General features: G+C 64.6%; 20 protein-coding genes. 9 read left to right on the top strand and 11 right to left on the bottom strand.

The features are described from left to right. The first annotated feature begins 285 nt into the window (after nucleotides 1-285). The 3 genes from NKH60_RS09895 to NKH60_RS09885 are packed head-to-tail and all read left to right on the top strand — an operon-like array spanning nucleotide 286 to nucleotide 2,717. The gene (locus NKH60_RS09895; protein ID WP_352614016.1) at nucleotides 286-996 is read left to right on the top strand and encodes a fumarylacetoacetate hydrolase family protein; all 711 of its coding nucleotides are present in this window, start codon (nucleotides 286-288) and stop codon (nucleotides 994-996) included. Continuing rightward, on the top strand, nucleotides 993-1,643 hold the full coding sequence (gene maiA / locus NKH60_RS09890) for a maleylacetoacetate isomerase (RefSeq protein WP_352500892.1): 651 nt from the start codon (nucleotides 993-995) through the stop codon (nucleotides 1,641-1,643). The genes NKH60_RS09895 and maiA overlap by 4 nt, the downstream gene beginning before the upstream one ends. Before the next feature lie 33 nt (nucleotides 1,644-1,676). Next, complete coding sequence (locus NKH60_RS09885; protein ID WP_352830987.1) at nucleotides 1,677-2,717, top strand: zinc-dependent alcohol dehydrogenase family protein; 1,041 nt, start codon at nucleotides 1,677-1,679, stop codon at nucleotides 2,715-2,717. A gap of 19 nt (nucleotides 2,718-2,736) precedes the next feature. Here the strand turns inward: NKH60_RS09885 and NKH60_RS09880 are convergent, their stop codons facing one another. Beyond that, entirely contained in the window at nucleotides 2,737-3,630 is an 894-nt protein-coding gene (locus NKH60_RS09880) for a LysR family transcriptional regulator (protein ID WP_352831274.1), read from the bottom strand. A gap of 139 nt (nucleotides 3,631-3,769) precedes the next feature. Between NKH60_RS09880 and NKH60_RS09875 the strand changes: the two genes are divergently transcribed. Further along, nucleotides 3,770-5,218, top strand: a complete 1,449-nt coding sequence (locus NKH60_RS09875) for an MFS transporter (RefSeq protein WP_502907740.1) — start codon at nucleotides 3,770-3,772, stop codon at nucleotides 5,216-5,218. A 42-nt stretch (nucleotides 5,219-5,260) separates the two neighbouring features. On the opposite strand, the gene NKH60_RS09870 is transcribed toward NKH60_RS09875, so the two are convergent. Continuing rightward, nucleotides 5,261-6,169 (bottom strand): DMT family transporter, encoded by a 909-nt coding sequence (locus tag NKH60_RS09870; protein ID WP_352850144.1) that lies wholly within the window; start codon nucleotides 6,167-6,169, stop codon nucleotides 5,261-5,263. A gap of 104 nt (nucleotides 6,170-6,273) precedes the next feature. Between NKH60_RS09870 and NKH60_RS09865 the strand changes: the two genes are divergently transcribed. Next, a complete protein-coding gene (locus NKH60_RS09865) occupies nucleotides 6,274-7,677 on the top strand; it encodes an aminotransferase-like domain-containing protein (RefSeq protein WP_352830990.1) in 1,404 nt (467 codons plus the stop codon). Between the two features lie 30 nt (nucleotides 7,678-7,707). Here the strand turns inward: NKH60_RS09865 and NKH60_RS09860 are convergent, their stop codons facing one another. The 3 genes from NKH60_RS09860 to NKH60_RS09850 all read right to left on the bottom strand — a co-directional run bounded on the left by NKH60_RS09860 (nucleotide 7,708) and on the right by NKH60_RS09850 (nucleotide 10,157). Beyond that, on the bottom strand, nucleotides 7,708-8,205 hold the full coding sequence (locus NKH60_RS09860) for a MaoC family dehydratase (RefSeq protein WP_023676428.1): 498 nt from the start codon (nucleotides 8,203-8,205) through the stop codon (nucleotides 7,708-7,710). 137 nt (nucleotides 8,206-8,342) lie between these two features. After that, nucleotides 8,343-8,771 (bottom strand): phasin family protein, encoded by a 429-nt coding sequence (locus NKH60_RS09855; protein ID WP_352830992.1) that lies wholly within the window; start codon nucleotides 8,769-8,771, stop codon nucleotides 8,343-8,345. Nucleotides 8,772-8,852: 81 nt separating this feature from the next. Further along, nucleotides 8,853-10,157, bottom strand: coding sequence for a DUF445 domain-containing protein (locus NKH60_RS09850; protein ID WP_352872032.1), 1,305 nt, complete (start codon nucleotides 10,155-10,157; stop codon nucleotides 8,853-8,855). Nucleotides 10,158-10,348: 191 nt separating this feature from the next. Between NKH60_RS09850 and rirA the strand changes: the two genes are divergently transcribed. Next, nucleotides 10,349-10,810: an iron-responsive transcriptional regulator RirA gene (rirA, locus tag NKH60_RS09845; protein WP_023676431.1), complete on the top strand. Its 462-nt coding sequence runs from the start codon at nucleotides 10,349-10,351 to the stop codon at nucleotides 10,808-10,810. Nucleotides 10,811-11,055: 245 nt separating this feature from the next. Here the strand turns inward: rirA and NKH60_RS09840 are convergent, their stop codons facing one another. Genes NKH60_RS09840 through hemP form a run of 5 tightly spaced genes read right to left on the bottom strand, consistent with a single transcriptional unit; the run spans nucleotide 11,056 to nucleotide 15,158 of the window. Continuing rightward, complete coding sequence (locus tag NKH60_RS09840) at nucleotides 11,056-11,844, bottom strand: heme ABC transporter ATP-binding protein (protein WP_352830995.1); 789 nt, start codon at nucleotides 11,842-11,844, stop codon at nucleotides 11,056-11,058. Nucleotides 11,845-11,854: 10 nt separating this feature from the next. Further along, nucleotides 11,855-12,958: a FecCD family ABC transporter permease gene (locus NKH60_RS09835; protein ID WP_352830996.1), complete on the bottom strand. Its 1,104-nt coding sequence runs from the start codon at nucleotides 12,956-12,958 to the stop codon at nucleotides 11,855-11,857. A gap of 5 nt (nucleotides 12,959-12,963) precedes the next feature. Beyond that, nucleotides 12,964-13,872, bottom strand: a complete 909-nt coding sequence (locus NKH60_RS09830; protein WP_352830998.1) for a heme/hemin ABC transporter substrate-binding protein — start codon at nucleotides 13,870-13,872, stop codon at nucleotides 12,964-12,966. A gap of 11 nt (nucleotides 13,873-13,883) precedes the next feature. Then, entirely contained in the window at nucleotides 13,884-14,942 is a 1,059-nt protein-coding gene (locus tag NKH60_RS09825; RefSeq protein WP_352872029.1) for a hemin-degrading factor, read from the bottom strand. A gap of 9 nt (nucleotides 14,943-14,951) precedes the next feature. Next, complete coding sequence (gene hemP, locus NKH60_RS09820) at nucleotides 14,952-15,158, bottom strand: hemin uptake protein HemP (protein WP_352830999.1); 207 nt, start codon at nucleotides 15,156-15,158, stop codon at nucleotides 14,952-14,954. A gap of 201 nt (nucleotides 15,159-15,359) precedes the next feature. On the opposite strand from hemP, the gene NKH60_RS09815 reads away from it, so the two are divergent. From NKH60_RS09815 to tolA, 3 genes are read left to right on the top strand one after another with little or no spacing between them, the layout of a single operon-like run. Beyond that, a complete protein-coding gene (locus tag NKH60_RS09815; RefSeq protein ID WP_502898547.1) occupies nucleotides 15,360-17,573 on the top strand; it encodes a TonB-dependent hemoglobin/transferrin/lactoferrin family receptor in 2,214 nt (737 codons plus the stop codon). A 4-nt stretch (nucleotides 17,574-17,577) separates the two neighbouring features. Further along, nucleotides 17,578-18,009 carry a hypothetical protein gene (locus NKH60_RS09810; protein WP_352831002.1) on the top strand — a complete coding sequence of 144 codons (432 nt, stop codon included), beginning with the start codon at nucleotides 17,578-17,580 and terminating at the stop codon, nucleotides 18,007-18,009. A gap of 48 nt (nucleotides 18,010-18,057) precedes the next feature. Beyond that, nucleotides 18,058-19,332 carry a cell envelope integrity protein TolA gene (tolA, locus tag NKH60_RS09805; protein WP_352831004.1) on the top strand — a complete coding sequence of 425 codons (1,275 nt, stop codon included), beginning with the start codon at nucleotides 18,058-18,060 and terminating at the stop codon, nucleotides 19,330-19,332. Between the two features lie 69 nt (nucleotides 19,333-19,401). Here the strand turns inward: tolA and putA are convergent, their stop codons facing one another. Further along, nucleotides 19,402-23,013, bottom strand: coding sequence for a bifunctional proline dehydrogenase/L-glutamate gamma-semialdehyde dehydrogenase PutA (putA, locus tag NKH60_RS09800; protein WP_352872026.1), 3,612 nt, complete (start codon nucleotides 23,011-23,013; stop codon nucleotides 19,402-19,404). Nucleotides 23,014-23,057: the final 44 nt, after the last annotated feature.

Genomic DNA, 23,057 nt, shown 5'->3' with positions numbered 1-23,057 from the left:
GCGAGATAACGACACGCCCGAAGTACAGGACGGACCGAAAAGGGGCTCTCACGTCCGTTACTCGAAACCAACGGTCGACAGTCTCAGGCGTTGGCGGCAGGCGCTGCGCGCCATGGCCAGCCTAACGGCAAATGGTACATCTCCATCTTGGCCGGCAGAGCAAAATGTACCGGCGATTTCCGCGGCACCGTGCGGCAGGCCTGCTCTTCCGCCATCCAATGCCTTGCCCGTTTGCCCAAATCGGCCGAATGTGCCGCGGACAGATCCACTGAACAGAGACAGTGCATGACCGGCTTCGTCCTTCCCCTGCCCGCAACCTCGTCGGTGGCCGTGGCCGGCTCGCCGGAGCGTTTTGCGGTGCGCCGGATCTTCTGCGTCGGCCGCAACTACGCCGCTCATGCCCGCGAGCTCGGCAATGACGAGCGCGACCCACCCTTCTTCTTCACCAAGCCAGGCGACGCAGTGGTCGATGCGGCGGTCGGTTCGGGCACGATTATCCCCTACCCGCCGCTGACCCAAAACCTGCATCACGAAATCGAGCTGGTCGTCGCGATCGGCGGAGCCGGCTTCCGCATCCGGCGCGAGCGCGCGCTGGACCATGTCTGGGGCTACGGCGTCGGCGTCGACCTGACTCGCCGCGACCTTCAGGACGAGGCAAAAAAGGCGGCAAGGCCGTGGGACTGGTCGAAAGCCTTCGACCGTTCAGCGCCCTGCGGCCCGCTGGTTCCGGCGCAAAAATCCGGTCATCCCGACAAGGGCCGCATCTGGCTCGCGGTCGACGGCGAGATCAGGCAGGACGGCGACCTCGCCGAACTGATCTGGCCGGTTCCCGACATCGTCTCGATTTGCAGCGAGGCGCTAGAGCTTAAGCCCGGCGACCTGATCTTCACCGGAACACCGGCTGGCGTCGGCGCCGTCGGGCCGGGCGAAAAGATCACCGGTGGCGTCGACGGCATCGGCGAAATCGAACTGACCATCGGCCAACCGATCCGATGAGCGACATCGTCCTCCATAACTACTACCGCTCCTCGACCTCTTACCGGGTGCGGATCGCGCTGGAGATGAAGGGCCTGTCCTACGACTACGTGCCGCATCATTTGCGCCACGGCGAGCATCTCGAACCCGCCTACCTCGCGGTCAATCCGCAAGGGCTGGTGCCGGCACTGGTCCTAGACGACGGCAGGCTACTGACGCAATCGCTGGCGATCATCGAATATCTCGACGAGACCACGCCTGAGCCACCGCTGCTGCCCACGGATGCGCCTGGCCGCGCCCGCGTCAGGATGCTGGCGCAGATGATCGCCTGCGACATCCATCCGGTGAACAATCTGCGCGTGCTGACCTCGCTGCGCACACTGTTCGGCGCCGGCGACCAGGATGTCGTCAACTGGTTCCGGCACTGGGTCAACGAAGGCTTCCAGCCGCTTGAAAAGATTCTGGCTTCCTCGCCCGAGACCAAGACATTCTGCCATGGCGACACGCCGGGGCTGGCCGACATCTGCCTGGTCGCACAGGTCACCAGCAATGCCCGCTTCGGCGTCGACATGACGCCCTACCCGACGATCTCGCGCATCAATGCCGCCTGCACGGCGCTGCCGGCGTTCCAGAAGGCCGCGCCTGAGAACCAGATCGATGCCGAATAGACCGCAAATCGCAGAAGTCATGAGGAACAGCCGATGAAAGCCGTCGTCTTCGAAAAATTCGGCGAGGCGCCGACGATCCAGACCGTGCCGGATCCGACGCCGGCGCCGGAAGGCGTCGTCATCAAGGTTGAGGCCACCGGCCTCTGCCGCAGCGACTGGCATGGCTGGATGGGGCACGACGACGGTATCCGCCTGCCGCATGTGCCTGGCCACGAGCTTGCCGGCGTCGTGGCCGCGGTGGGCAACCAGGTGACCCGCTGGAAGGGCGGCGAGCGCGTCACTGTGCCGTTTGCCGTCGGCTGCGGCCGCTGCTTCGAATGCACGTCGGGCAACCACCAGGTCTGCGAACATCAGTTCCAGCCCGGCTTCAGCGCCTGGGGTTCGTTCGCCGAATATGTCGCCATCGACCATGCCGACACCAATCTCGTACGCTTCCCCGACGAGATGGAATTCGCCACCGCCGCTAGCCTCGGCTGCCGCTTCGTCACCTCGTTCCGCGCCATCGTCGATCAGGGCCGGGTGACGCCCGGCGAATGGGTTGCCGTGCATGGCTGCGGCGGCGTCGGCCTGTCGGCGATCATGATCGCCAGCGCCATGGGCGCCAATGTCGTCGCCATCGACCTCACGGACGAGAAGCTGGACTTTGCCAAAAAGATCGGCGCGGTGGCGACGATCAACGCGGCAAAGACGCCGAACGTGGTCAAGGCGGTCAAGCAGATCACCAATGGCGGCGCGCATATGTCGATGGACGCGCTCGGCCACCCCACAACCTCTTTCAACTCGATCGCGAACCTGCGCCGTCGCGGCCGCCACGTGCAGGTCGGCCTGATGCTCGGCGACCATGCCAGGCCGCAGATACCGATGGACAAGGTGATCGCATTCGAGCTCGAAATCCGCGGCAGCCACGGCATGCAGGCGTTTCGCTACCAGGCGATGATGGAGATGATCCGTACCGGCAAGCTGAAACCCGAACTGCTGGTCGGCAAGAAGATCAGCCTCGAAGAGGCGCCGGCCGCATTGATGGCGATGGGCGGCTTCGAAGGCATAGGCATCGGCGTGGTGACCAGATTCTAGATCACGCCCTGAGTTTGGATCAGCGAAACGACGCGCAGACCTCCCGCACGCAGGCTCGCAGCCAGCGTTGTGCCGGATCGGCATCAAGTCGCGGATGCCACAGCATCGAAATGGTAACCTCCTCGATATCGACCGGCAACGGGAAGCTGTACATGCCCGTGCGCGCGCCCAGCGTGTGCCGTTCGGGGACGCTGGCGATCAGATCGGAGGCGCGCGCCATGGCGAGCGTGGCCGAGAAGCTGGAAACCATGCACACGATCGTCCGCTGGAGACCGAGCAGTTTCAAGGCCTCGTCCATCGGGCCCTTTTCGCGGCCACGCCGCGAAACGCTGATGTGGCGGCCGGCCGCATAGCGTTCCGGCGTCATTGGGCCCTCGCCCAGGCTGTGACCCGTTCGCACCGCACCGATGAAGCGGTCGCGAAACAGCGCCTGAATGCGCATTTCAGGGTTCGTTTCACTGGCAACCCCGATTTCGAGGTCAACCGCCGCGTCACGCAACGACATGTCGTTCTTGTCGGATTTCGGCGCAAAACGCAGCCGCACGCCAGGTGCATCCGCTTCGACACGGGTCAGAAGACGCGGTGCGAACTCCTCGACGAAACTTTCGTTGGCGCGCAGCGTGAAGACCTTGTCGAGAGCAGGGAGGTCGAGGAGCTTGGCCGGGCGCAGCAGCGCTTCCGCATCCTGAACGACGCGGCCTACCTGTTGCTGCAATTCGAGCGCGCGCGGCGTCGCAACCAGGCCACGGCCGGCCCGGACCAACAATGGGTCGCCTGTCGCCTGGCGCAACCGCGCCAACGTCCGGCTCATCGCCGAGGGACTGAGGCGCAGCCGCCCGGCCGCGCGCGCCACACTGCCCTCGCTCAGCAGCACATCGAGGGCGACAAGCAGATTGAGATCGGGTGACGACATGGAAGGACCGTAGCACAGCTCGGCCGCGATGTGGCGTTTCATGCACGAATAAGATGCAAATACTGCGCCTTACGCCACATCATGCGAGGGAATAGCGTCCGACAGCTCCGATTGGGGGCTGCCGGCAAAGGAGTTCACCTTGGCATCGACCGCTGAAAAGACCTGGGACGAAGTTGCCCCGGTGAGCGCACGCTCGACCCGATGGGCATTGGCAAGCCTGTCGCTTTCAACGCTGCTGTCGTCGCTCGCCACCAGCATCGCCAGCGTCGGGCTGCCATCGCTGATGCAGGCATTCGGCGCATCGTTCCAGCTCGTGCAATGGGTCGTCCTGGCCTATCTGCTCGCCATTACTACCTTGATCGTCAGCGTCGGGCGGCTCGCCGACTTATTCGGCCGCCGACCGCTGTTGCTCGGCGGCATTGCCCTGTTCACGTTCGCATCGGTGCTTTGCGGGCTCGCGCCGACGCTCTGGCTGCTGATTGCCGCTCGGGCGGCACAGGGGCTCGGCGCGGCCATTATGATGGCTCTGACGCTGGCCTTTGTCGCCGACACGGTTCCCCGGGATAAAACCGGCAGCGCCATGGGCCTGCTCGGCGCCATGTCGGCGATCGGCACCACGCTTGGCCCCTCCCTTGGCGGACAGTTGATCGCCGGCCTCGGCTGGCGCGCGATCTTCCTCATCAATCTGCCATTGGGGATGCTGGCCTTTGCGCTTGCCTGGCGCTTCCTGCCGGCCGGAAAAAAGACGCCAGGTCGGCGCGGTTTCGACGGGATCGGCACGGCTTTGCTCGCGCTGACGCTAGCCGCCTATGCGCTCGCCATGACCCTTGGGCGTGGCAGTTTTGGTTCTCTCAATGTCGGCTTGCTGATTGCCGCAACCGTGGCTGGCCTGCTGTTTGTCATTGCGCAGACAAGGGTCCAGAACCCTTTGATTCAACCTGCGAGGTTCCGCGACCAGGCGTTGAACGCAAGCCTCGCCATGAACCTGATCGTCGCCACGGTGATGATGGCGACGCTGGTGGTCGCACCATTCTATCTGTCGCGCGCGCTTGGGCTAGACGCGGCCATGGTCGGGCTGGTTCTGTCGACCGGCCCTCTGATTACCGCATTGGCGGCGCTGCCGGCCGGACGCCTGGTCGATCGTTTCGGGGCGAACCGGATGATGATCGTCGGCCTGTTCGATCTCGCTATTGGCACCTTTGCTCTGTCGCGGGCGGAATTCGGTATTGCCGGCTATGTCTTGCCAATCATCATCGTCTGCACCGGCTACAGCCTGTTTCAGACCTCCAACAATTCGGCCGTGATGACGGGCGTCGCATCCGACCAGCGTGGCGTCGTCTCCGGCCTGCTCAATCTGTCGCGCAATCTCGGCCTGATCACCGGTGCGTCGGTGATGGGCGCGGTGTTCGCCTTCGCATCGGCTGGGGAAGGCACTGGCTTGGCAGTGTTGGCACCTGCGGCAGCGGCACGAGGGATGCAGGTCACTTTCCAGGTGGCGACGGGCCTGGTGCTGATGGCGCTGATCCTTGCGGTATTTTCAGCCCGCGCCACTGCCGGGCGAACTGATATCGTTGCCAAGCATCCTTGAGGATTCCACCCGGTTCGCATGCAACTCCGGCAGCCGGCGCATCTATCTCGCATATCTCTTGGCACCGACGACGCAAAGCACGACGGCGGCGGTGACGACGATCATGGCGGGACTGACCTGCTCATGCAGCAGCGCTGCTGCCAGCCCAAGGCCGAAGAAGGGCTGCAGCAGTTGCAACTGCCCGACGGCGGCGATGCCGCCTTGCGCCAGGCCGCGATACCAGAACACGAAACCAATCAGCATGCTGAACAGCGAAACATAGGCCAGACCAATCCAGGCGCCCCTGCCGGCACTTTCGAGCGACGGCGGCAAAGTGATGAACGTCAGCGCCAGCATGAGGGGCAGCGACAGCACCAGCGCCCACGAAATCACCTGCCAACCGCCGAGTTTGCGCGACAGCGCCGCTCCTTCGGCATAGCCCAATCCACACACGATGATGGCGGCCAGCATCAAGATATCGCCGAGCGGCGAGACCGACAGGCCTTGCGTGACTGCAAAACCGGCGACAAGGGCGCTACCGAGGCACGAGAACAGCCAGAACGCCGGCTTCGGGCGATCGCCGCCTCGAACCACGCCGAAGATCGCGGTCGCCAACGGCAACAGGCCGACGAAAATGATGGAGTGAGCCGACGTGATGTGCTTGAGCGCCAGCGCCGTCAGCAGGGGAAAGCCGACCACGACGCCAAGCGCCACGATCGCCAGCGGGAACAGATCTCGCCGCTCCGGACGCTTCTGGCGAAAAACGAGCAGCAGCGCCAGGCCGAGGATGCCCGCCGAAGCCGCACGGGCGACCGTTACGAACACCGGATCGAAATCCATCACCGCCACGCGCGTCGCCGGAAGCGAACCGCTGAAGATCAGCACGCCTATGAACCCGTTGACCCAGCCACTCGCCGCCCAACCACTCGCCGCCCAACCACTCGCCGCCCAACTACTCGCCACCTTGTCCATCGATGCCCCGCTGATTTCGCCCTCTATCGGGCCGGGCGTCTGGCTCCGCCAGAGACAATCAGGTACAGTTTGACAAAACCGTCATGGTAGGGCGAGCAGTACGGATGGATGAGCAGACGACAACAGATGAGGGCAGCCGGACGCTTGTCGAAAGCGTCATGGCGACGATCAGGCACAGGATCGCCGCGCGCAGCCTCACACCGGGAATGCGGCTGCCTTCGATCCGGGCGTTCGCCAAGGCCATGCAGGTTTCCAAATCCACCGTGGTCGAAGCCTATGAGCGTCTTGCGGCGGAAGGCATGATCCGCTCGCGGCCGGGCTCGGGCTTCTATGCCGCCGGACCGCTGGCTCCGTTGTCGCTGGCCGAGATCGGCCCCAGGCTTGACCGTGCTGTCGACCCGCTCTGGGTCTCGCGCCAATCGCTGGAAGCCGGCGACGGCGTCCTGAAACCGGGTTGCGGCTGGTTGCCGGCGTCATGGATGCCCGAGGCCGGATTGCGTCGCGCGCTGCGGACGATGGCCCGCGCGGACGACGCAGCGCTGACCGATTACGGCACGCCGCTCGGCTTGCCGGCGCTACGCCATCTGCTGGCGCGGCGCATGGCCGAGCACGGTATCGAAGCCTCCCCGGACCAGATCATGCTGGCGGAATCGGGCACTCAGGCGATCGACCTGCTGTGCCGGTTCCTGCTCGAACCGGGTGACACGGTGTTGGTCGACGATCCCTGCTACTTCAACTTCCATGCCCTGTTGCGCGCCCATCGGGCCAAGGTGATCAGCGTCCCCTACACGCGCTCGGGTCCGGACATCGAACGGTTCGCGCAAGCGCTGAACGAGCACCGGCCGCGCCTCTACATCACCAATTCGGCGCTCCACAATCCGACCGGCGCGATATTGTCCCCGGTCGTTGCCCATCGGCTGCTGAAGCTCGCCGACCAGTCGGGGCTGACGATCATCGAGGACGATATCTTCGCCGATTTCGAACACACACCGGCGCCCAGGCTGGCTGCCTTCGACGGCCTCAGCCGGGTCATTCATATCGGAAGCTTTTCCAAGACGCTGTCGGCATCGGTGCGCTGCGGCTTCATCGCCGCTCCTCGCGACTGGATGGAAGGATTGACCGATCTCAAGATCGCCACGTCGTTTGGCAGCGGTCGGCTTGCATCCGAACTGGTACTGACGCTGCTGAAGGACGGCCTCTATCGCAAGCACGTCGATCTGCTGCGCGCGCGGCTCTCGCGCGCCATGGAAGAAACCGGCACCCGCCTCAGGGCGATCGGCATCGTGCCATGGATAGATCAGCCCGCCGGCATGTTTCTATGGTGCAGGCTGCCGGAGGGGATAGATGCCGCGGACGTCGCCCGCCATGCTCTGTCGGCCAATGTCGTGCTTGCGCCCGGCAATGCGTTCAGCCTGTCTCGTTCGGCCAGCCGTTACATGCGCTTCAACGTCGCCCAATCGGGAGACGACCGGGTTTTCAGGGCGCTTGAACAGGCGATGTCGCGTTGATTGCGCTGCCGCAAAACTGAGGCTGAACTCTCAGGCCCCTGCCCGCTTGCGGCGTGCATAAAGCATGACGAGCGTCTCGGCGGTCAGCGCCGGCCTCTGCTCGCCTTCGATCTCGACCGTATTGGCGGCCTTCATCAGATATTGCCCCGGACCTTTGTCTTCCATCGACAACAGCGTGGTGCGCAGCCTGATTCGCGAGCCGACCCTGACCGGCGCCACGAAGCGCACTTTGTCGAAACCGTAGTTGAACGCGGCCTGCGTGTTTTCAGGTACGATCCCCATCTCGAGCGCCAGCGCGCCGATGATCGACAGAGTCAGATAGCCATGCGCGATCGTGGTGCGGAACGGGCTTTGCCGCTTCGCCCGCTCGGGATCGACATGGATCCATTGATGATCGCCCGTGCATTCGGCAAACTGGTCGATGCGGTGCTGATCGACCAGCGTCCAGTCCGAAACGCCCAACTCCTGCCCGGCCATCGCCCTGAGTTGCTCGAAGGTCGGCGGCGTCCTCGGCCGTATCTGCGTCATTCCTGCTTTCCCGATCGCTTGCCTGTTCCGGACCACGACGGGCCGCCCCTGTCAATTCGCCAGTGCGATTCCAGCCCATAATCTTCGGCCGCGAACGCCGGTCTTCGCTGCCGGCAAGCGTGCTGCCGGGGAACAGCTTACCTCTTGTCGTCGCCGGCGCGGATCTCCTCCATCGCCTCCTTGATGCGGCTGCGCAGGATTTCAATTGATTCGGTGCCGGACGCCCTTGCCAGTTCGGCCATCTCGCCGGCATTCTTCAGCGCGGTCTCGAAGGATTTCCTGGCGAACGCCGCCTGCTTCTGCATCATTTCCTGCGGATTGCCGGGTGCTCTGTAGCTTTGTGCCATGTGGGTGATTTCGCGCAGCGTGTCCTGCAGCATCTCGCGTTGCCTTGACAACAGCGCCGACGCTCCGGCGGCGCTCGCCCGTGCCGACTTCTCCAGCGCTTCCAGGTTCCTGGCGTGGTGGGCGAGGATCGCCTCGACATCGACATTCGGCAGCTTCAGGTCGCGGCCGAATTTGCCGAACATGTCGATGAAGGACTCGGACTCCGGTCGTTTTGCCATGCTGGTTCTCTCCCTGTTGCCGCGAACGCCGCCACTGCACGGAAGATAGTGCAGCGAAGCTCAGCGGTCCATTCGGACTAGTCAGCCGACAAGAAACAGCCGTTCGGCAGTGTAGAGCACGAGGCCGGCAAGGCCACCGATGATCATGCCGTTGAAGCGGATATATTGCAGGTCCTTGCCGATGTTCATTTCGATAAGCCTTGTCAGTTGCGCGAGGTCCCAGCGCTTGACCTGGTCGGCGATGAACTTCGACACGCCGCTCTTCTGGCTTTCGACGAAGGAGGCCAGCGCCACGATGAACCCCTGGTTCATGTCGGCCCTGATCTGCGCGTCGTCGGCAAGATGGCGGCCGACCTCGACGAACATGGTGGCGAGATGGTCGCGGATCATCGAATTCGGCGCCTTGGCGTCCTGTTCGATGAACAGCCGCAGGCTGTCCCACATATCGCCGGCCAGCGCGCTGAGCTCCGGCCGGGCAAGGAAATCGCGCTTCAGCTTTTCGGCGCGCCTGGCATATTGTTTGGATGTCCTCAGCCGCTCGACGAAGGTTTCGACGAAAAGGTCGAATTCGGCTCGCATCGGGTGGTGCGGATCGGCCCGCACCTCATCGAGCAGCGAGCCGGCCGACGCAACGATCTTCTTCAACAGATAGGCGTCGGCGCGAAACAGGTTGAACAGCGACGGCAGTTCCTCGCGGATCTTCTCGCGTATCGTCGCCAGCGCCTGCTCGTCGCTCAGGAAGCGGCCGACCACCTTGGTGAACTCGTCGAACAGTTTCTGGTGGCGGCGATCGTCAGTCAGCGCCGACAGCAGCTCGGCGGCGAGCGGCGCCAGCGGCACCTTTTCGATCTGCTCCAGCACACGGCTGGTGACGAAGCCGCGCAGTCCGGATTGCTCGACCGCCGCCAGCGTCTGCGGCACCAGCCGGCCGACGAAGCGCGATAAATCGGCGGCGCGGTTCGGGTCGGCCAGCCAGTCCGCGACCAGCGCCGAAAAGTCGACCTCGGCGAGCTTTTCGCGCACCGGTTCCGGCGCCAGGAAATTCACCTCGATGAAGCGGCCGAGATTGTCGGCGATGCGATTCTGGTTTTCCGGGATGATGGCCGTATGCGGGATCGGCAGGCCAAGTGGCCGCCGAAACAGCGCCACCACCGCATACCAGTCGGCCAGCCCGCCGATCGTCGCCGCCTCGGCGAAAGCGGCGACGAAGCCCAGCCATGCATGCCGGCTCTCGAGCGATTTCGCCACCGCGAAGATCAGCACGCAAAACGCGAGTGCTGCGGCGGCGACGAACTTGGTGCGCCTGAGCGCCGAAAGCTTGGCGTCGGCATCGGCGTCGAACCGGACGGACGCGACGGATGCAAATGCCGGGGCTGGTCGTGACATGATGGGCCGCTCCTGATCGTGTATGCGAACTTATCTAGTGCCGCCTGCCCTAGAAAGCGCGCCGCTGGTTCCGGTGCGCGCAATCGTGCACGCAAACTTGACGCCGGAATTCATCTATTATGCAGCGCCAGTCTGGAATTGTTCCAAACTATAGGCCATATTGACGCCAACCACTGTTATGTGAGGACACAATGCGGCTTACCCGTCAGACCAACTACGCCATGCGCATTCTGATGTATTGCGCCGCCAACACCGAGCGGTTGAGCCGCATCCCCGAGATCGCCGCCGCCTATTCGGTATCGGAACTTTTCCTGTTCAAGATCCTGCAGCCGCTGGTCGAAAACGGCCTGATCGAAACGGTGCGCGGCAGGAATGGCGGCGTCAGGCTCGGCCGCGCGGCCGAATCAATCAGCCTGTTCGATGTCGTGCGGGTGACGGAGGAAAGCTTTGCCATGGCCGAGTGCTTCGAGAACGACGCCGCCGAATGTCCGCTGGTCGACAGCTGCGCGCTGAATTCGGCATTGCGCGAAGCGCTCAACGCCTTCTTCGCCGTGCTGTCGCGCTACACGATCGCCGATCTGGTGGCGGCGCGCCCGAATGTGCGGCACCTGCTCGGCATCGACATGCTGGTGCAAAGGGCGCCGGCCGCCTGATTTTTGGTCGCATCTCAATTGGTGAGGTCTGTTGAGATTCAGGTCAGGCCGAGCCGGAGTCGAAGACGGGCGCGAAGCGACCAAAATGGTGGGTTCCGAGAACCGGAACCGAGCGTACGTTTGGGTACGTGAGTACCGGCCTGCGCCGGCCATAGCCTTAACTGCCGCACCTCTCATGAATGCTTCGGCCGGCGAAGGCCGGAAGCGCAGGAAACCGCCATTTGCAGGCCGGCATCACCTGGATATCAACAGACCGACTGCGGCAATATGAACGGCATGTTTTTGGCCGGCAACACGCCGACCTTCAGCCGGCAATCGAAGACCTTTTCGATCAGCTCGTCGCTGAGCACCTGTTGCGGCGAACCTGTAGCGGCAAGCCTGCCGCGATGCATGACGAAAATCCGGTCGGCATACATCGCCGTCAAATTGAGGTCGTGCAGGATGGCGACCACGCCGCCGCCGCGTCTGGCGAAATCGCGGGCGATGTCCATGATGATCAGCTGGTGCTTGATATCGAGGCTGGACACCGGCTCGTCGAGGAACAGATAGCGCGGCTTGCCGTCGAGCACCGGCGCCCAGACCTGGCAGAGTACGCGGGCAAGCTGCACGCGCTGCTGTTCGCCGCCGGACAGCTCCTGGTAGAAGCGGCCGGCGAAACCGTCGAGGTCGACGCGAGCCAGCGCCCGTTCGGGCAGGCGCTGGTCCTCGCCGGACAGCGCGCCGGAGCGCCCGCCGACCAGGCCCAGCCTGACGATCTCGCGCACGGTGAACGGAAAGGACAGCGTCGTCGCCTGCGGCAGCACCGCGCGCACCGTCGCCGCCTCGACCGGCGTCATCGCCGATAGATTGCGGCCGTTGACGGTGGCCTCTCCCGAATAGCCAAGATCGCCGGACAGTGCTCTGAGGAAGGTCGTCTTGCCCGAACCGTTGGGGCCGACAATGGCCGCGACTTCGCCCGGCCGCGCCTCGAAATCGACGTTCGCGACGATGCGCTTGCCGCCAATCGCCACCGAGACATCGCGCGCTTTGATCATAGGCAAACTCTCACAAGTCGATGACGCCGCGCTTGCGCAGCAGGATCCACAGGAAGAACGGCGCACCGGCGACCGCGGTGACGATGCCGATCGGCAATTCGGCCGGCGCGACGATGGTGCGGGCGACGGCGTCGGCCAACAGCAGCAGCGCCGCACCAAGCAGCGCCGATGCCGGCAGCAGGTAACGGTTATCGGGGCCGATCAGCAGACGCAGCAGATGCGGCACGACGATGCCGACGAAACCGATGCCGCCGCTGACGGCGACCGACGCGCCGACCGCTGCCGAGACGCCGACAATCGCGGTGTATTTCAGCCGCTGCACCGGAATGCCGAGATGGCCGGCCGTGGCCTCGCCGAGCGCCAGCGCGTTGAGGCCACGCGCCAGGAACGGCATTGCCGCCAGCGCCAGCACGATGACCGGCCCGACCGAGCCGATCTTCTGCCAGGTTGCGCCGCCCAGCGAGCCGAGCTGCCAAAAGGTCAGGTCGCGCAATTGCCGGTCGTCGGCCATGAAGATCAGGATGCCGGTCAGCGCCATGGCAAGCGCCGCCAGCGCGATGCCGGCGAGCAGCATGGTGGCGACCGAGGTCTGGCCTTGCCGCGTCGCGACCCGATAGAGCAGCAATGTCGTAGCCAGCCCGCCGCAGAACGCAGCCAGCGGCAAAGCCATCGTGCCGAGCGCCGAAGTCAGCGGCGCCAGCATGGTCGAGCCAAGCACGATGACGGCGACCGCACCGAGGCTCGATCCGGCCGAAACGCCGATCAGGCCGGGGTCGGCCAGCGGATTGCGGAACAACCCCTGCATGACGGCACCAGAGACTGCAAGCGATGCGCCGATCAGCACGCCCATAATGATGCGCGGCAGACGGATGTCATGGATGATCAGGCGGTCGCGGGCGCTCAATGCCGCGTCGCCGGGCAACGCGCCGAACAGCCAGTCATGCATGACGCCGATGGCCGAGGCATCGGATGCGCCGGAGGTCAGCGACAACATCACGGCGATAGTCAACCCGACGCAGAGCAGCACGATGACGAGGCGGGCGCGCCGCGAACGATCACCCTCGGCTGCCGTCGCCATGATGCCCGCCGCACCGGCGATCGAATGATCCGCCATCGCGCTCAATCCGTGACCTGGCCGCCATAGAGCGAGACGGCGAGATCGTGGATGGCGTCGGCCGTGCGCGGGCCGAAGCCGAGCAGGTAGCCGCCGTCCATGCGGATCAGCGTGCGGGCTGCACCCGCCGGCGTCGAAGCCACGGCAGGGTTCGAAAACAATTCGTCATCCGCGGTGGCCGGCCCGGCGTTGTTCATCATCAGGATCACGTCGGGCCTGGCGGTGATGACTGCCTCGTCCGACAATTGCTTGTAGCCGGCAAAGCCGTCGATGGCGTTGATGCCGCCCGAAAGCTTGATGATGCCGTCGGCGGCGGTGTCGCTGCCGGCGGCAAGCAGCTTGCCGCTCTGCATCGACAGCACGAACAGGATGCGCCTGCGCTCCTTGATCGAGGCGGTCTGCTTTTCAGCTGCCTTCAGCTTGGCGTCTATCTCGGCTGCCAAGGCATCGGCCTTGGCGCCGACGCCGAGCGCCTTGCCGACGATGTGGATCTTTTCGAGAATGCCTTGATTGTCATAGCGCTCGGACACCTCGATGAACGGGATGCTCGATTTCTTCAAGACGTCGACGGCTTCCTTCGGTCCGCTGCCGTGCAGCGCCAGTATGCCCGACGGATTGACCGACAGCACACCCTCCGGCGACAGCTGGCGCATGTAGCCGACATCCGGCAATTCCACCGCCGCTTGCGGATAGCGGCTGGTCGAATCACGTGCGACAAGGCGATCCTGTTCGCCGAGCGCGTAGACGATCTCGGTGATCGAGCCACCGATAGCCACGATCCTCGAGCGATCGGCGAAAGTCGCGATGCCCTCGGCGGCTTGAGCCGGCATCAGCGCGGCGAACGCCAGGAAAACAGCCGCCGCAGGACCAGGCGCCGACCTGGAGACCGATGCCAGCCTGGAGAAAAGAACCATCGTCGTTTTCCTCAGGCTGCGGTCGGGCTTGGGATACGCGGCAGGTTTTCGGCCAGAAAGCGCCAGTCTTCGCGCTCGCTTTCGCCTTCATGCCGCTTACCGAAGAACTGGATGATCATCTTGCCGTCGGCGCCATAGATTTCGAGCGACGTGACATGGCCGTCCTTGGTCGGCTTGCGCACGGCCCAGACCTCATCGATGTGGTCGGTCCGCAGGTGCAGATGGAAGTTCTGGTCGAGCACGTTGAGCCATGGTCCCATCGGCTTGATCGAGGCGACCGGGCCGGAATGGATCTGGATGCAGCCGCGATTGCCGACAAAGCACATGATCGGCATGGCGCCGGCAGCGGCGTGGTTGAACATGGCGTTCACCGCATCCTTGTCGACCAGCCAGGCGTAATCCTGGCCGACCATGCGCACCGCCTGTCGGCGGCTGATCTTCAGTGTCTTCAGCATGCCGAAGAACTGGTGCACGTCGGTCAGCCGGCTCCAGCGGTCGCGCAGATCGTCGATGCTCGCCGAATTGTCCGCAGTCTCGGTCTCGTCAGCCGTGCCCGCTGAAATCGCCACCGTCGGCTTCTGGTTCGGCGATTCCAGCCCGGCCACCAGTTTCTGATAGGCGTAGAGGTTGGAGGCTGGCCTGAGATGCACCTTGTGTACCGCCTCGCCTGCGGTGTCGAAGAACTGCAGGCTGCGGCGGATGTCGGCGCCATCGCGCTTTTCCACGGCAAAGCCGTGCGCCCAAACTTTTGGGAAAATACGCAGGTCGATATTTTCGCCGAGCACCATGGCATTGTGATTACCGGTGACAACCTTGTCGTAGACGCCGATCTTCTCGTGCACCGCGCTTTCGTTGCGGGTCAGCGCCATCACCTCACCGACAGCTTCGAGGCCAGTCAAAAGGTCGTTGACACGCGGCTCGACGCGCACGACGCCGTCGCCGCAATGCGCGGCGACCAGTTCGGCCTCCGAAATACCGAGCTGGGCGGCGAGGTCGCGCTCGCGCATTGTCGGATTGTCTGCCCGTGCCCGCCGGATCTCGTGCGGGGCGGGTTTTACGCGCTGGTCCATTTCTGCCACCTACTTGTTGAGGATGAGCTTGCCCTGCCGGGTGATCTTCAGCCGGTACAGCGCACCATGATGCTCGATGCCGATCTCGTGCTCGCCCTGGAACAGCGTGTTGCTGGACAGCGTTCTCACGGCCGATTGGACCCGGTCGAAATGGACGGAATTTTCGTCGGAACGGCGGACGCGATAGCGAAAGTCGCTGGGATTGTGCGTGTTCATTGGTTCGATCCCTTTCCTGTGCCGGGCATCTGGCGCGGCGCCTGCGTGAAATGCCGATTCAATTCTTGACTCGAATGATCATGTTATCTAGCAGTGCAATACCGGAGTAAATGAGTCAACATTTAAGACGCCGGACACGAAGAAAAATGCCAGCGAGCCCCAAGCCAGCCAGCATCGAACATGGATTCTTGGAGCTGCAGCATGGGGTTGGCGAATTGGGGACGGCTGGCGGGCAGCGGCCTGACACATTGTTCTATGACAAGCAAAATGGCCGCGTTGCTGGCCGGCGCGGCGGCGATCCCGCTGCTTGCCACACCGGCCGGCGCCCAGCAGGCCGCCCAACCGGCAGCCGACCAGCAGCAGACTGACCCGTCTCAACAGCCCGAAAAGGTAAAGCCGGCCCCGGCGGGTGCCACACTGCTCGACAAGATCCTGATCCTCAGCCGTACCGGCGAGACGGCGATCGAGTCGCTTGCTTCAGCCAGCCATGTCGACGAGGAACAGCTCGAGCGCCGCATGGCGACGACGCCCAACGAAATGCTGTTCGGTGTGCCGGGTGTCGCCGTCCAGGCCGACACAAGGCGTGTCAGTTCCAGCATCAACATCCGCGGCCTGCAGGACTTCGGCCGCGTCTCCGTCATCGTCGACGGCGCCCGCCAGAATTTCCAGCGCTCGGATCATGGCACGCAATCGACCTTCTACATCGATCCCGAATTGATCAAATCCGTCGATGTGATCCGCGGTCCGGTCGCCAACACCTATGGCTCCGGGGCGATCGGCGGCGTCGTATTTTTCGACACCAAGGATGCGCAGGATTTCCTCAAGCCCGACGAGACCTGGGCGGCATCCGCGACCGGGCGCTACGAAACCAACGGCGAAGGCTGGACCACCAGCGCCACCGGCGCCTATCGGATCAACGAGAACTGGGACGTGCTCGGCAATATCGTCTACCGCGACTATGACGACTACAAGCATGGCGGCGGCGACACTGTGGCGGGCACTGGCTTCGACGTCTTTAGCGGCCTCCTCAAGACGACCATCCGCCCCAGCGAAAACAGCGAGCTGAAGCTGGGCTGGATCGGCTCGAACGACGGATGGACCGAGACCAGCGGCAGCGCGCCGGTGAACGACGCCGACCTGAAGGCGAATACGTTCACGGCCCGCTACAACATCACCGACGAAGACAAGAGCTGGCTCGACCTCCACATCAACGCATCCTACAACAAGACCAAGCTCGATCTGACGACCCTTGTGGCGCAAAACCGGTTTGATCCGGTCACCGGTCTGCCCGTGGTTTTGCCGGCGGGTTCGAAATCGACGTTCGACATCGGCACCTCCGGCATCGACATTTGGAACACGTCGAGATTCGAGACCGTTGGAATCGCGCATGAGCTGACCTATGGCGGCGACTGGGTTGGCGACGATGTCGAGACAGGCGGCACGGCGGGCGGCGACAGCTTCTATACGCCCTCGGGCAACAGGAACGTCTCCGGCGCTTACGTTCAGGACAAGCTCACCTGGGACTGGCTCGAGATCATCGCCGGGCTGCGCTACGACAGCTACAAGCTTGACAGCGATGTCGGCGAAACCTCTGGCGACCGGCTGTCGCCACGCATCACAGTGGGCATTTCGCCCTTCGAGAGCGCCAGCCTTTCCGGGCTGCAATTCTACGGCACCTACGCTGAAGGCTATCGTTCTCCGTCGCTGTCGGAGACCCTGATCAGCGGCAATCATCCGGCCGGCGTCAGCTTCCCGTTCCTCCCCAATCCCAATCTCAAGCCCGAAACCGGCAAGACCGTGGAATTCGGCGTCAATTACAGCACCAACGGCGTCATCCAGGCCGACGACGCGCTGCGGCTGAAGGCGGCCTATTTCAACAACAATGTTGACGATTACATCGATGGCGTAACGCTATCGGCGTTCGACCCGACCAGCGGCTGCCCGTTCGGTCCGGGCATACCGATCTGCTTCCAGTATCAGAATTTCGCCAAGGCCAAGATTCACGGCTTCGAGATGGAGGGCGTCTATGATGCCGCCTGGGGCTTTGCCGGGCTTTCGGCGTCGTTCACCGACGGCCACACGATTTCCTATGAAGGCGAACGGGCGGACCTTGTCACCGTCCCCTCCTCACAGATCACCGGGCAACTCGGCTTTCGCTTCCTCGAGGACAGGCTGACCATCGGCGGCGAGGTGCAATACAACGGCAAGCCGCAGGGCAACCCGGTGGCCAGGGACTACACGCTGGTCAATGCCTTCGCCAGCTACCAGGCGACCGACAATTTCAAGGTCGATTTCCGCGCCGACAATCTGTTCGACGTCAAATACGCCAACCCGCTGAACGCATCGACCACCAGTGTTGTCTACGAGCCAGGCGTCACCCTGAAGCTGGCGGCGACCATGAGGTTTGGAGGCTGAGACAATGAAAGGCATGACGGCATCCCTTCGTCTGTTCGCCGCGGTGCTGGCAATATTGCTTGCGGCGGCTCCAGCGTGGACACAACAGCAAGCACCGGCGCTGATCCTCGAGCTCAACGGCGCGCAGCCCTCCGACAAGGGCTGCCGCCTGACCTTCGTGGTCACCAACAATCTCGGCGCCGGTCTTTCCAAGGCGGCGTTCGAGATCGCGCTGTTCAACGAGGCCGGCGTCGTCGACCGGCTGACCGTGCTCGATTTCAAGGAGCTGCCGGCAGGCAAGACCAAGGTGACGCGTTTCGACCTTGCCGGCACGGATTGCGGCAAGGTCAGCCGCGTGTTGATCAACAGCGCCACGGAATGCGCCGGCGCCGAGCCGAATGCCTGCATGCGCGGGCTGAAGACGCAGACCAGGACCGGCATCGCCTTCGGGGTCTGAATTTTGGGACCGGAACCCGCATTCGCACGAAACCCCGTCGCGTGGCCATTGGCCGGTTTCCTGCCGCCGGAACCGGACGATCCGGATTTCACCATCCCGCGCGGGGCGCTGCGTGTTTCGCCGCGCGACAGGCCGGAAGACAGTTACATCGCCGATGCCGACGGCGACTTGACTGCGGTACCTATGGAGCCATTGCGGCAGGCACGACAGACGCGGCGGCGCCGCAACTGGACGGTGGCGATCGCCTGCTCTTGCGCATTCCACGTGGCGGTGGCGCTGGCCTTCCTCACGCTGCCGGACGACCGGCCAAGCATCGAAGGTGCCGACCAGCAAGGCGAAATGCTGCTCGGCGCCGACCCGCAGCAGGCGGCCGGCGATGTCGGAGACGATCCGGAAGTGGCCAACGTGACGATGGTGACCATGCTCGACGCCAAGCCGGTCGAAACGGTCGAGGCGCAGGCGGCCGCGGCAGAGGAGACGCTCCAGCCGGTCACCGATGCGGCGGAGACATCGGACAAAGAAGTGGTTGAGCCGGTCAACGAGGCCGCCACGGAAACTGCTGCGCCTGCCGATCGCACCGAACCAGCACCTGCGCAGCCGGCGCGCCAGGACCCATCGCCCGACGTTCTTGCAACCGACAGGCTGGTGCCTGCCGACGACAATGCCGTGCCGCCAGTCAGCGCGGTCGAAACGGCCGAACCTGCCGAGACGAGTGCGCCGGCACCAGCCGACCCGGCGCCGGCCGAAACGGTTCAGACGACCGAGACAGTCGGCGCGGCGGAAGAACCGAAGCCGGACAGGCCGGAGCCCAAGCAGCCGAAGAAGGCAACCGCAAAGAACAAGCCGGTCAGGAAGGCCGAACCAAACGAGCCTGAAAAGCCGGCCCTGCGCAGGAAGGCGAGCAAGGCACTTGCGAAAGCCGATTCCAAGAAGAAAAAGACCGGCTCCGGCGGCCGTGACGAAACGGATGTCGCGCGCGGCATGGCCGACGGCAGGAAGGACGGCAAGATCCTGACCGCCAGCAGAGGCGGCAAATCAGGCATCGGCAATGCAGCCGTCACGAACTATCCCGGCAAGATCAGATCAAAACTGGTGCGGGCCTTCAATTCGACACGCACACGCGCCACCGGCACAGCAACCGTTGCCTTTACCGTCGGCTCGAACGGCAGCGTCCGGTCGGCTAGGCTGACGGGCAGTTCGGGTGTTGCCGCGCTGGACAAAGCCGCACTCGACGCAGTCCGCCGGGCTTCTCCGTTTCCTCCTATTCCGGAAGGAGCCGGTCGCTCGGCCTGGCAGTTCGAAGTGCCGCTCGGTATCAGGTAACGATCGTCCTCATGCGGATACCAAAGTCGGCGCCACCCCTGCCCCGCGATGCGCGAACCCTGGCGAAACCTACGCAGCGGCCAGCAGGCTGGCATTGCCGCCCGCCGCCGTGGTGTCGACGCAGACGGCGCGCTCGTGGGCGTAGGCGGCCGGATAATAGACTTCGCTGATCAGCGGCACGATCGGGCCGGCGCGCTCGGCGATGACCTTGCGCACGATGCGCGCGGCCTCGGGCGTGCCGGAAAAGGCCACGACATCGACCCGCAGCGAGCGCGCTTCGACCGGGTCCGGCCGGCCGTCGATGGCCGCCAGCGGCAGGCCCTTGCCGGTCAGCGCCGACAGCGCTGCCGGCGCGCCGGGTGCGACGGCGAGCACGGCATTGCCGGCGGCCAGCGCCTGGATCGTCTGCGCAAGCAGCGTATCCGCGTCGGGACCGAGGCACAGCACGCGCCCGCGCGGCGACAGCGACAGCGTGTTGGCCTCGCCGGTCGGCCCGGGCAGGTCGACCTGGCCGAAATCGATGGCGGCGGCGGTGCCGATGGCGGCGGCACCCTTGCCGCGCAGATGTTTCCTCAGGATGGCGACACGATCCGGACGCGTCGACCAGCCGCCAAGCGCCGGGTCCGGCAGATTGTCGGCGAGCTCGGTCGCAGTCACCTTGCGGCCTTCGGCAAGATGGGTGCCGGCCTCCGGTCCCTTGCGGAAGCGTCGAAGATAATGTGGGCCGCCGGCCTTCGGCCCGGTGCCGGAAAGGCTCTCGCCGCCGAACGGCTGCGCGCCGACGACGGCGCCGATCTGGTTGCGGTTGACGTAGATGTTGCCGGCATGGATGCCATCGACGAAATGCTGGGCGCGGCCTTCGATGCGGGTGTGCAGGCCGAAGGTCAGGCCATAGCCCTTGCGGTTGATCGCCGCGATCACCGCATCAATCTCGTCGGCATCGAAGGTGGCGACATGCAGCACCGGCCCGAACACCTCGCGCTCCAACTCCTCGATGCCCTTGACCCGAAAGACGTGCGGCGCAACGAAGCGGCCGTCCTTCGGCGCTTCGAGCTTGGCGATCAGCCGGCCCTGCAGGCCCATTTTGGTGCAATAGTCACGGATCGACGCTTGCGCCTCGTCATCGATGACCGGACCGACATCGGTCGATATCCGCCACGGGTCGCCGAGGCTGAGCGCTTCCATCGCGCCTTTCAGCATCTCAAGCATCTTCTTCTCGACGTCCTTCTGCACGTAGAGAATGCGCAATGCCGAGCAGCGCTGGCCGGCACTCTGGAAGGCGGAGGCCAGGATGTCGCGCACCGCCTGTTCGGGCAGCGCAGTGGAATCGACAATCATGGCGTTCAGGCCGCCGGTCTCGGCGATCAGCATGGCGTCGGGCGCGGCGGTGTCGGCGAGCTGCTTTTCGATCAGCTTGGCGACCTCGGTCGAGCCGGTGAAGCAGACGCCGGCAATGCGCGGGTCAGCGGTCAGCGGGCCGCCGACCGAGGGGCCGTCGCCGGGCAGAAGCTGGATGACATCCTCCGGCACGCCGGCCTCGCGCAGCAACTGGACAGCGCGGAAGGCGATCAGCGGCGTCTGTTCGGCCGGCTTGGCGATCACCGAATTACCGGTGACGAGTGCCGCCGCGATCTGCCCGGTGAAGATGGCGAGCGGAAAATTCCACGGCGAGATGCAGGCGATGGCGCCGCGCGCCTCGGTGCCCGCCTCGGCATTGGCGGCCTCAGCCGCATAGTAGCGCAGGAAATCGACCGCCTCGCGCACTTCGGCGACGCCGTCGGCGAGCGATTTGCCGGCCTCGCGGGCGGAGAGTGCAAAGAACTCGACGGCGTTTGCTTCGTAGAGATCGGCCGCCCGGTTGAGGATGGCAGCGCGCTCGGCGACCGGCCGTCTTGCCCATGCCGGTTGTGCCTCGACGGCGATGCGCACGGCGGTCTCGACCTGCTTGGCGCCGGCCTCGCTGACCGTGCCGACCACTTCCGAAGGTTTTGCTGGATTGACGACCGGACGCTGCTTGCCGTAGCCGGCCGCGCGGCTGACCGGCTTGGCGTGCCAGCGCTCCGGCCCGGCGAACTCGGCCCTCGCCTTGTCGATCGCAGCCAGCGTCAGCGTGTCGGTGATATCGAAGCCCTTGGAATTGCGCCGGCCTGGACCGAAGATTGCCGACGGCGGCACGATCGCTGGATTGGCGGCGGGACCTTGTTTCTCCACCGTTTCGAGCGGGTCGCGGGCAATGTCCTCGGGCTCGACTTCCTCGTCGGTGAGCTGGTGGACAAAGGAGGAATTGGCGCCGTTTTCGAGCAGCCGGCGGACCAGATAGGCGAGCAGGTCGGAATGAGCACCGACCGGCGCATAGATGCGGCAGCGCGTGCCTTCGGCCCGCCGCACCGTCTCATGCAGCGCCTCGCCCATGCCATGCAGCCGCTGGAACTCGAACGTATCGCGCTCCGTCGTCATCGACAGAATCGCGGCGACGGTGTGGGCGTTGTGGGTGGCGAATTGCGGATAGATGCGGTCGGTCATCGCCAACAGCTTCTTGGCGCAGGCCAGGTAGGAGACGTCGGTGTTGGCCTTGCGGGTAAAAACCGGATAGCCGTCGAGCCCGAGCGTCTGCGCCCGCTTGATCTCGGTGTCCCAATAGGCACCCTTGACCAGCCGCACCATGATGCTGCGGTCGTATTTCCTCGCCAGCTCGTAGAGCCAGTCGATGACGAAGGCCGCGCGCGGGCCATAGGCCTGCACGACGACGCCAAAACCGTTCCAGCCGGTAAGCTCCGGTTCGGCCAGCACCCGCTCGATGACGTCGAGCGACAAATCGAGGCGGTCGGCTTCCTCGGCGTCGATGTTGAGGCCCATGCGCGAATGGCGCGCCGCCAGCGCCAGCGACAACAGCCGCTCGGCCATGACGGGCAGCATCTTTTCCTTCTGCGTCACTTCATAGCGCGGATGCAGCGCAGACAGTTTTACCGAGATGCCGTGGTTCTGGCGGATGTCGGGGCCGTTGGCGCCGGCATCGAGCGAAGAGATGGCATCGGCATATGCCTTGAGGTAGCGCAGCGCGTCGGCCTCGGTGCGGGCCGCCTCGCCCAGCATGTCGAAAGAATAGAGATAGCCCTTCTGCATCATCGGTCGGCCGCGCCTGACCGCCTCGGCAATGGTACGGCCGAGCACGAACTGCTCGCCCATTTCGCGCATGGCGGCGGCGACGGCCTTGCGGATGACCGGCTCGCCAAGCCGGCGCACCATGGCGCGCAGCGTGCCTTCGATGCCGCCCTCGCCCTCGTCGAGCACGCGGCCGGTCAGCATCAGCGCCCAGGTCGACGCATTGATGAAGATCGAGCTCGAGCCGCCCGCATGCGCCGACCAGTCGTGCGGCGCGATCTTGTCGGCGATAAGGTCGTCCATCGTCTCGGTGTCTGGCACGCGCAGCAGCGCCTCGGCCAGGCACATCAGCGCCACGCCCTCCTTGGTCGACAGGCCATAGGCGGACAGGAACACCTCCATCAGCCGCGGATCGGACGAGCCGCGCACCGCGCGCACCAGATCGGCGGCACGCGCCGAAATCGCCTTGCGGTCTTGCGCGGACAGCCCGGCCGCCTCGGCCAGCCGCTTCACCGCCTGGTCTTCGTCGGGCAAATAATTGGCACGGATCTGCTGGCGGATGGTATCGAGCGCTGGCATGGCGGTCCTGTAGAGCGAGCATAAGGGAGCGGGCCGACGGTCAC

Source organism: Mesorhizobium sp. M1006, from assembly GCF_040318825.1.
Classification (GTDB): domain Bacteria; phylum Pseudomonadota; class Alphaproteobacteria; order Rhizobiales; family Rhizobiaceae; genus Mesorhizobium.
The sequence above is the reverse complement of the archived record's forward strand: the minus strand, read 5'-3'. Positions and strand labels throughout refer to the sequence as shown.

What these genes read in the sequence shown, in the direction of transcription:
- NKH60_RS09850 (WP_352872032.1), bottom strand. Translation starts at nt 10,157, where the DNA reads ATGTCACGACCAGCCCCGGCATTTGCATCCGTCGCGTCCGTCCGGTTC.
- NKH60_RS09895 (WP_352614016.1), top strand. Translation starts at nt 286, where the DNA reads ATGACCGGCTTCGTCCTTCCCCTGCCCGCAACCTCGTCGGTGGCCGTG.
- rirA (WP_023676431.1), top strand. Translation starts at nt 10,349, where the DNA reads ATGCGGCTTACCCGTCAGACCAACTACGCCATGCGCATTCTGATGTAT.
- hemP (WP_352830999.1), bottom strand. Translation starts at nt 15,158, where the DNA reads ATGAACACGCACAATCCCAGCGACTTTCGCTATCGCGTCCGCCGTTCC.
- NKH60_RS09835 (WP_352830996.1), bottom strand. Translation starts at nt 12,958, where the DNA reads ATGGCGGATCATTCGATCGCCGGTGCGGCGGGCATCATGGCGACGGCA.
- putA (WP_352872026.1), bottom strand. Translation starts at nt 23,013, where the DNA reads ATGCCAGCGCTCGATACCATCCGCCAGCAGATCCGTGCCAATTATTTG.
- NKH60_RS09825 (WP_352872029.1), bottom strand. Translation starts at nt 14,942, where the DNA reads ATGGACCAGCGCGTAAAACCCGCCCCGCACGAGATCCGGCGGGCACGG.
- NKH60_RS09855 (WP_352830992.1), bottom strand. Translation starts at nt 8,771, where the DNA reads ATGGCAAAACGACCGGAGTCCGAGTCCTTCATCGACATGTTCGGCAAA.
- NKH60_RS09830 (WP_352830998.1), bottom strand. Translation starts at nt 13,872, where the DNA reads ATGGTTCTTTTCTCCAGGCTGGCATCGGTCTCCAGGTCGGCGCCTGGT.
- NKH60_RS09865 (WP_352830990.1), top strand. Translation starts at nt 6,274, where the DNA reads ATGGATGAGCAGACGACAACAGATGAGGGCAGCCGGACGCTTGTCGAA.
- NKH60_RS09885 (WP_352830987.1), top strand. Translation starts at nt 1,677, where the DNA reads ATGAAAGCCGTCGTCTTCGAAAAATTCGGCGAGGCGCCGACGATCCAG.
- NKH60_RS09880 (WP_352831274.1), bottom strand. Translation starts at nt 3,630, where the DNA reads ATGTCGTCACCCGATCTCAATCTGCTTGTCGCCCTCGATGTGCTGCTG.
- NKH60_RS09840 (WP_352830995.1), bottom strand. Translation starts at nt 11,844, where the DNA reads ATGATCAAAGCGCGCGATGTCTCGGTGGCGATTGGCGGCAAGCGCATC.
- NKH60_RS09870 (WP_352850144.1), bottom strand. Translation starts at nt 6,169, where the DNA reads ATGGACAAGGTGGCGAGTAGTTGGGCGGCGAGTGGTTGGGCGGCGAGT.
- NKH60_RS09810 (WP_352831002.1), top strand. Translation starts at nt 17,578, where the DNA reads ATGAAAGGCATGACGGCATCCCTTCGTCTGTTCGCCGCGGTGCTGGCA.
- maiA (WP_352500892.1), top strand. Translation starts at nt 993, where the DNA reads ATGAGCGACATCGTCCTCCATAACTACTACCGCTCCTCGACCTCTTAC.
- NKH60_RS09815 (WP_502898547.1), top strand. Translation starts at nt 15,360, where the DNA reads ATGGGGTTGGCGAATTGGGGACGGCTGGCGGGCAGCGGCCTGACACAT.
- NKH60_RS09860 (WP_023676428.1), bottom strand. Translation starts at nt 8,205, where the DNA reads ATGACGCAGATACGGCCGAGGACGCCGCCGACCTTCGAGCAACTCAGG.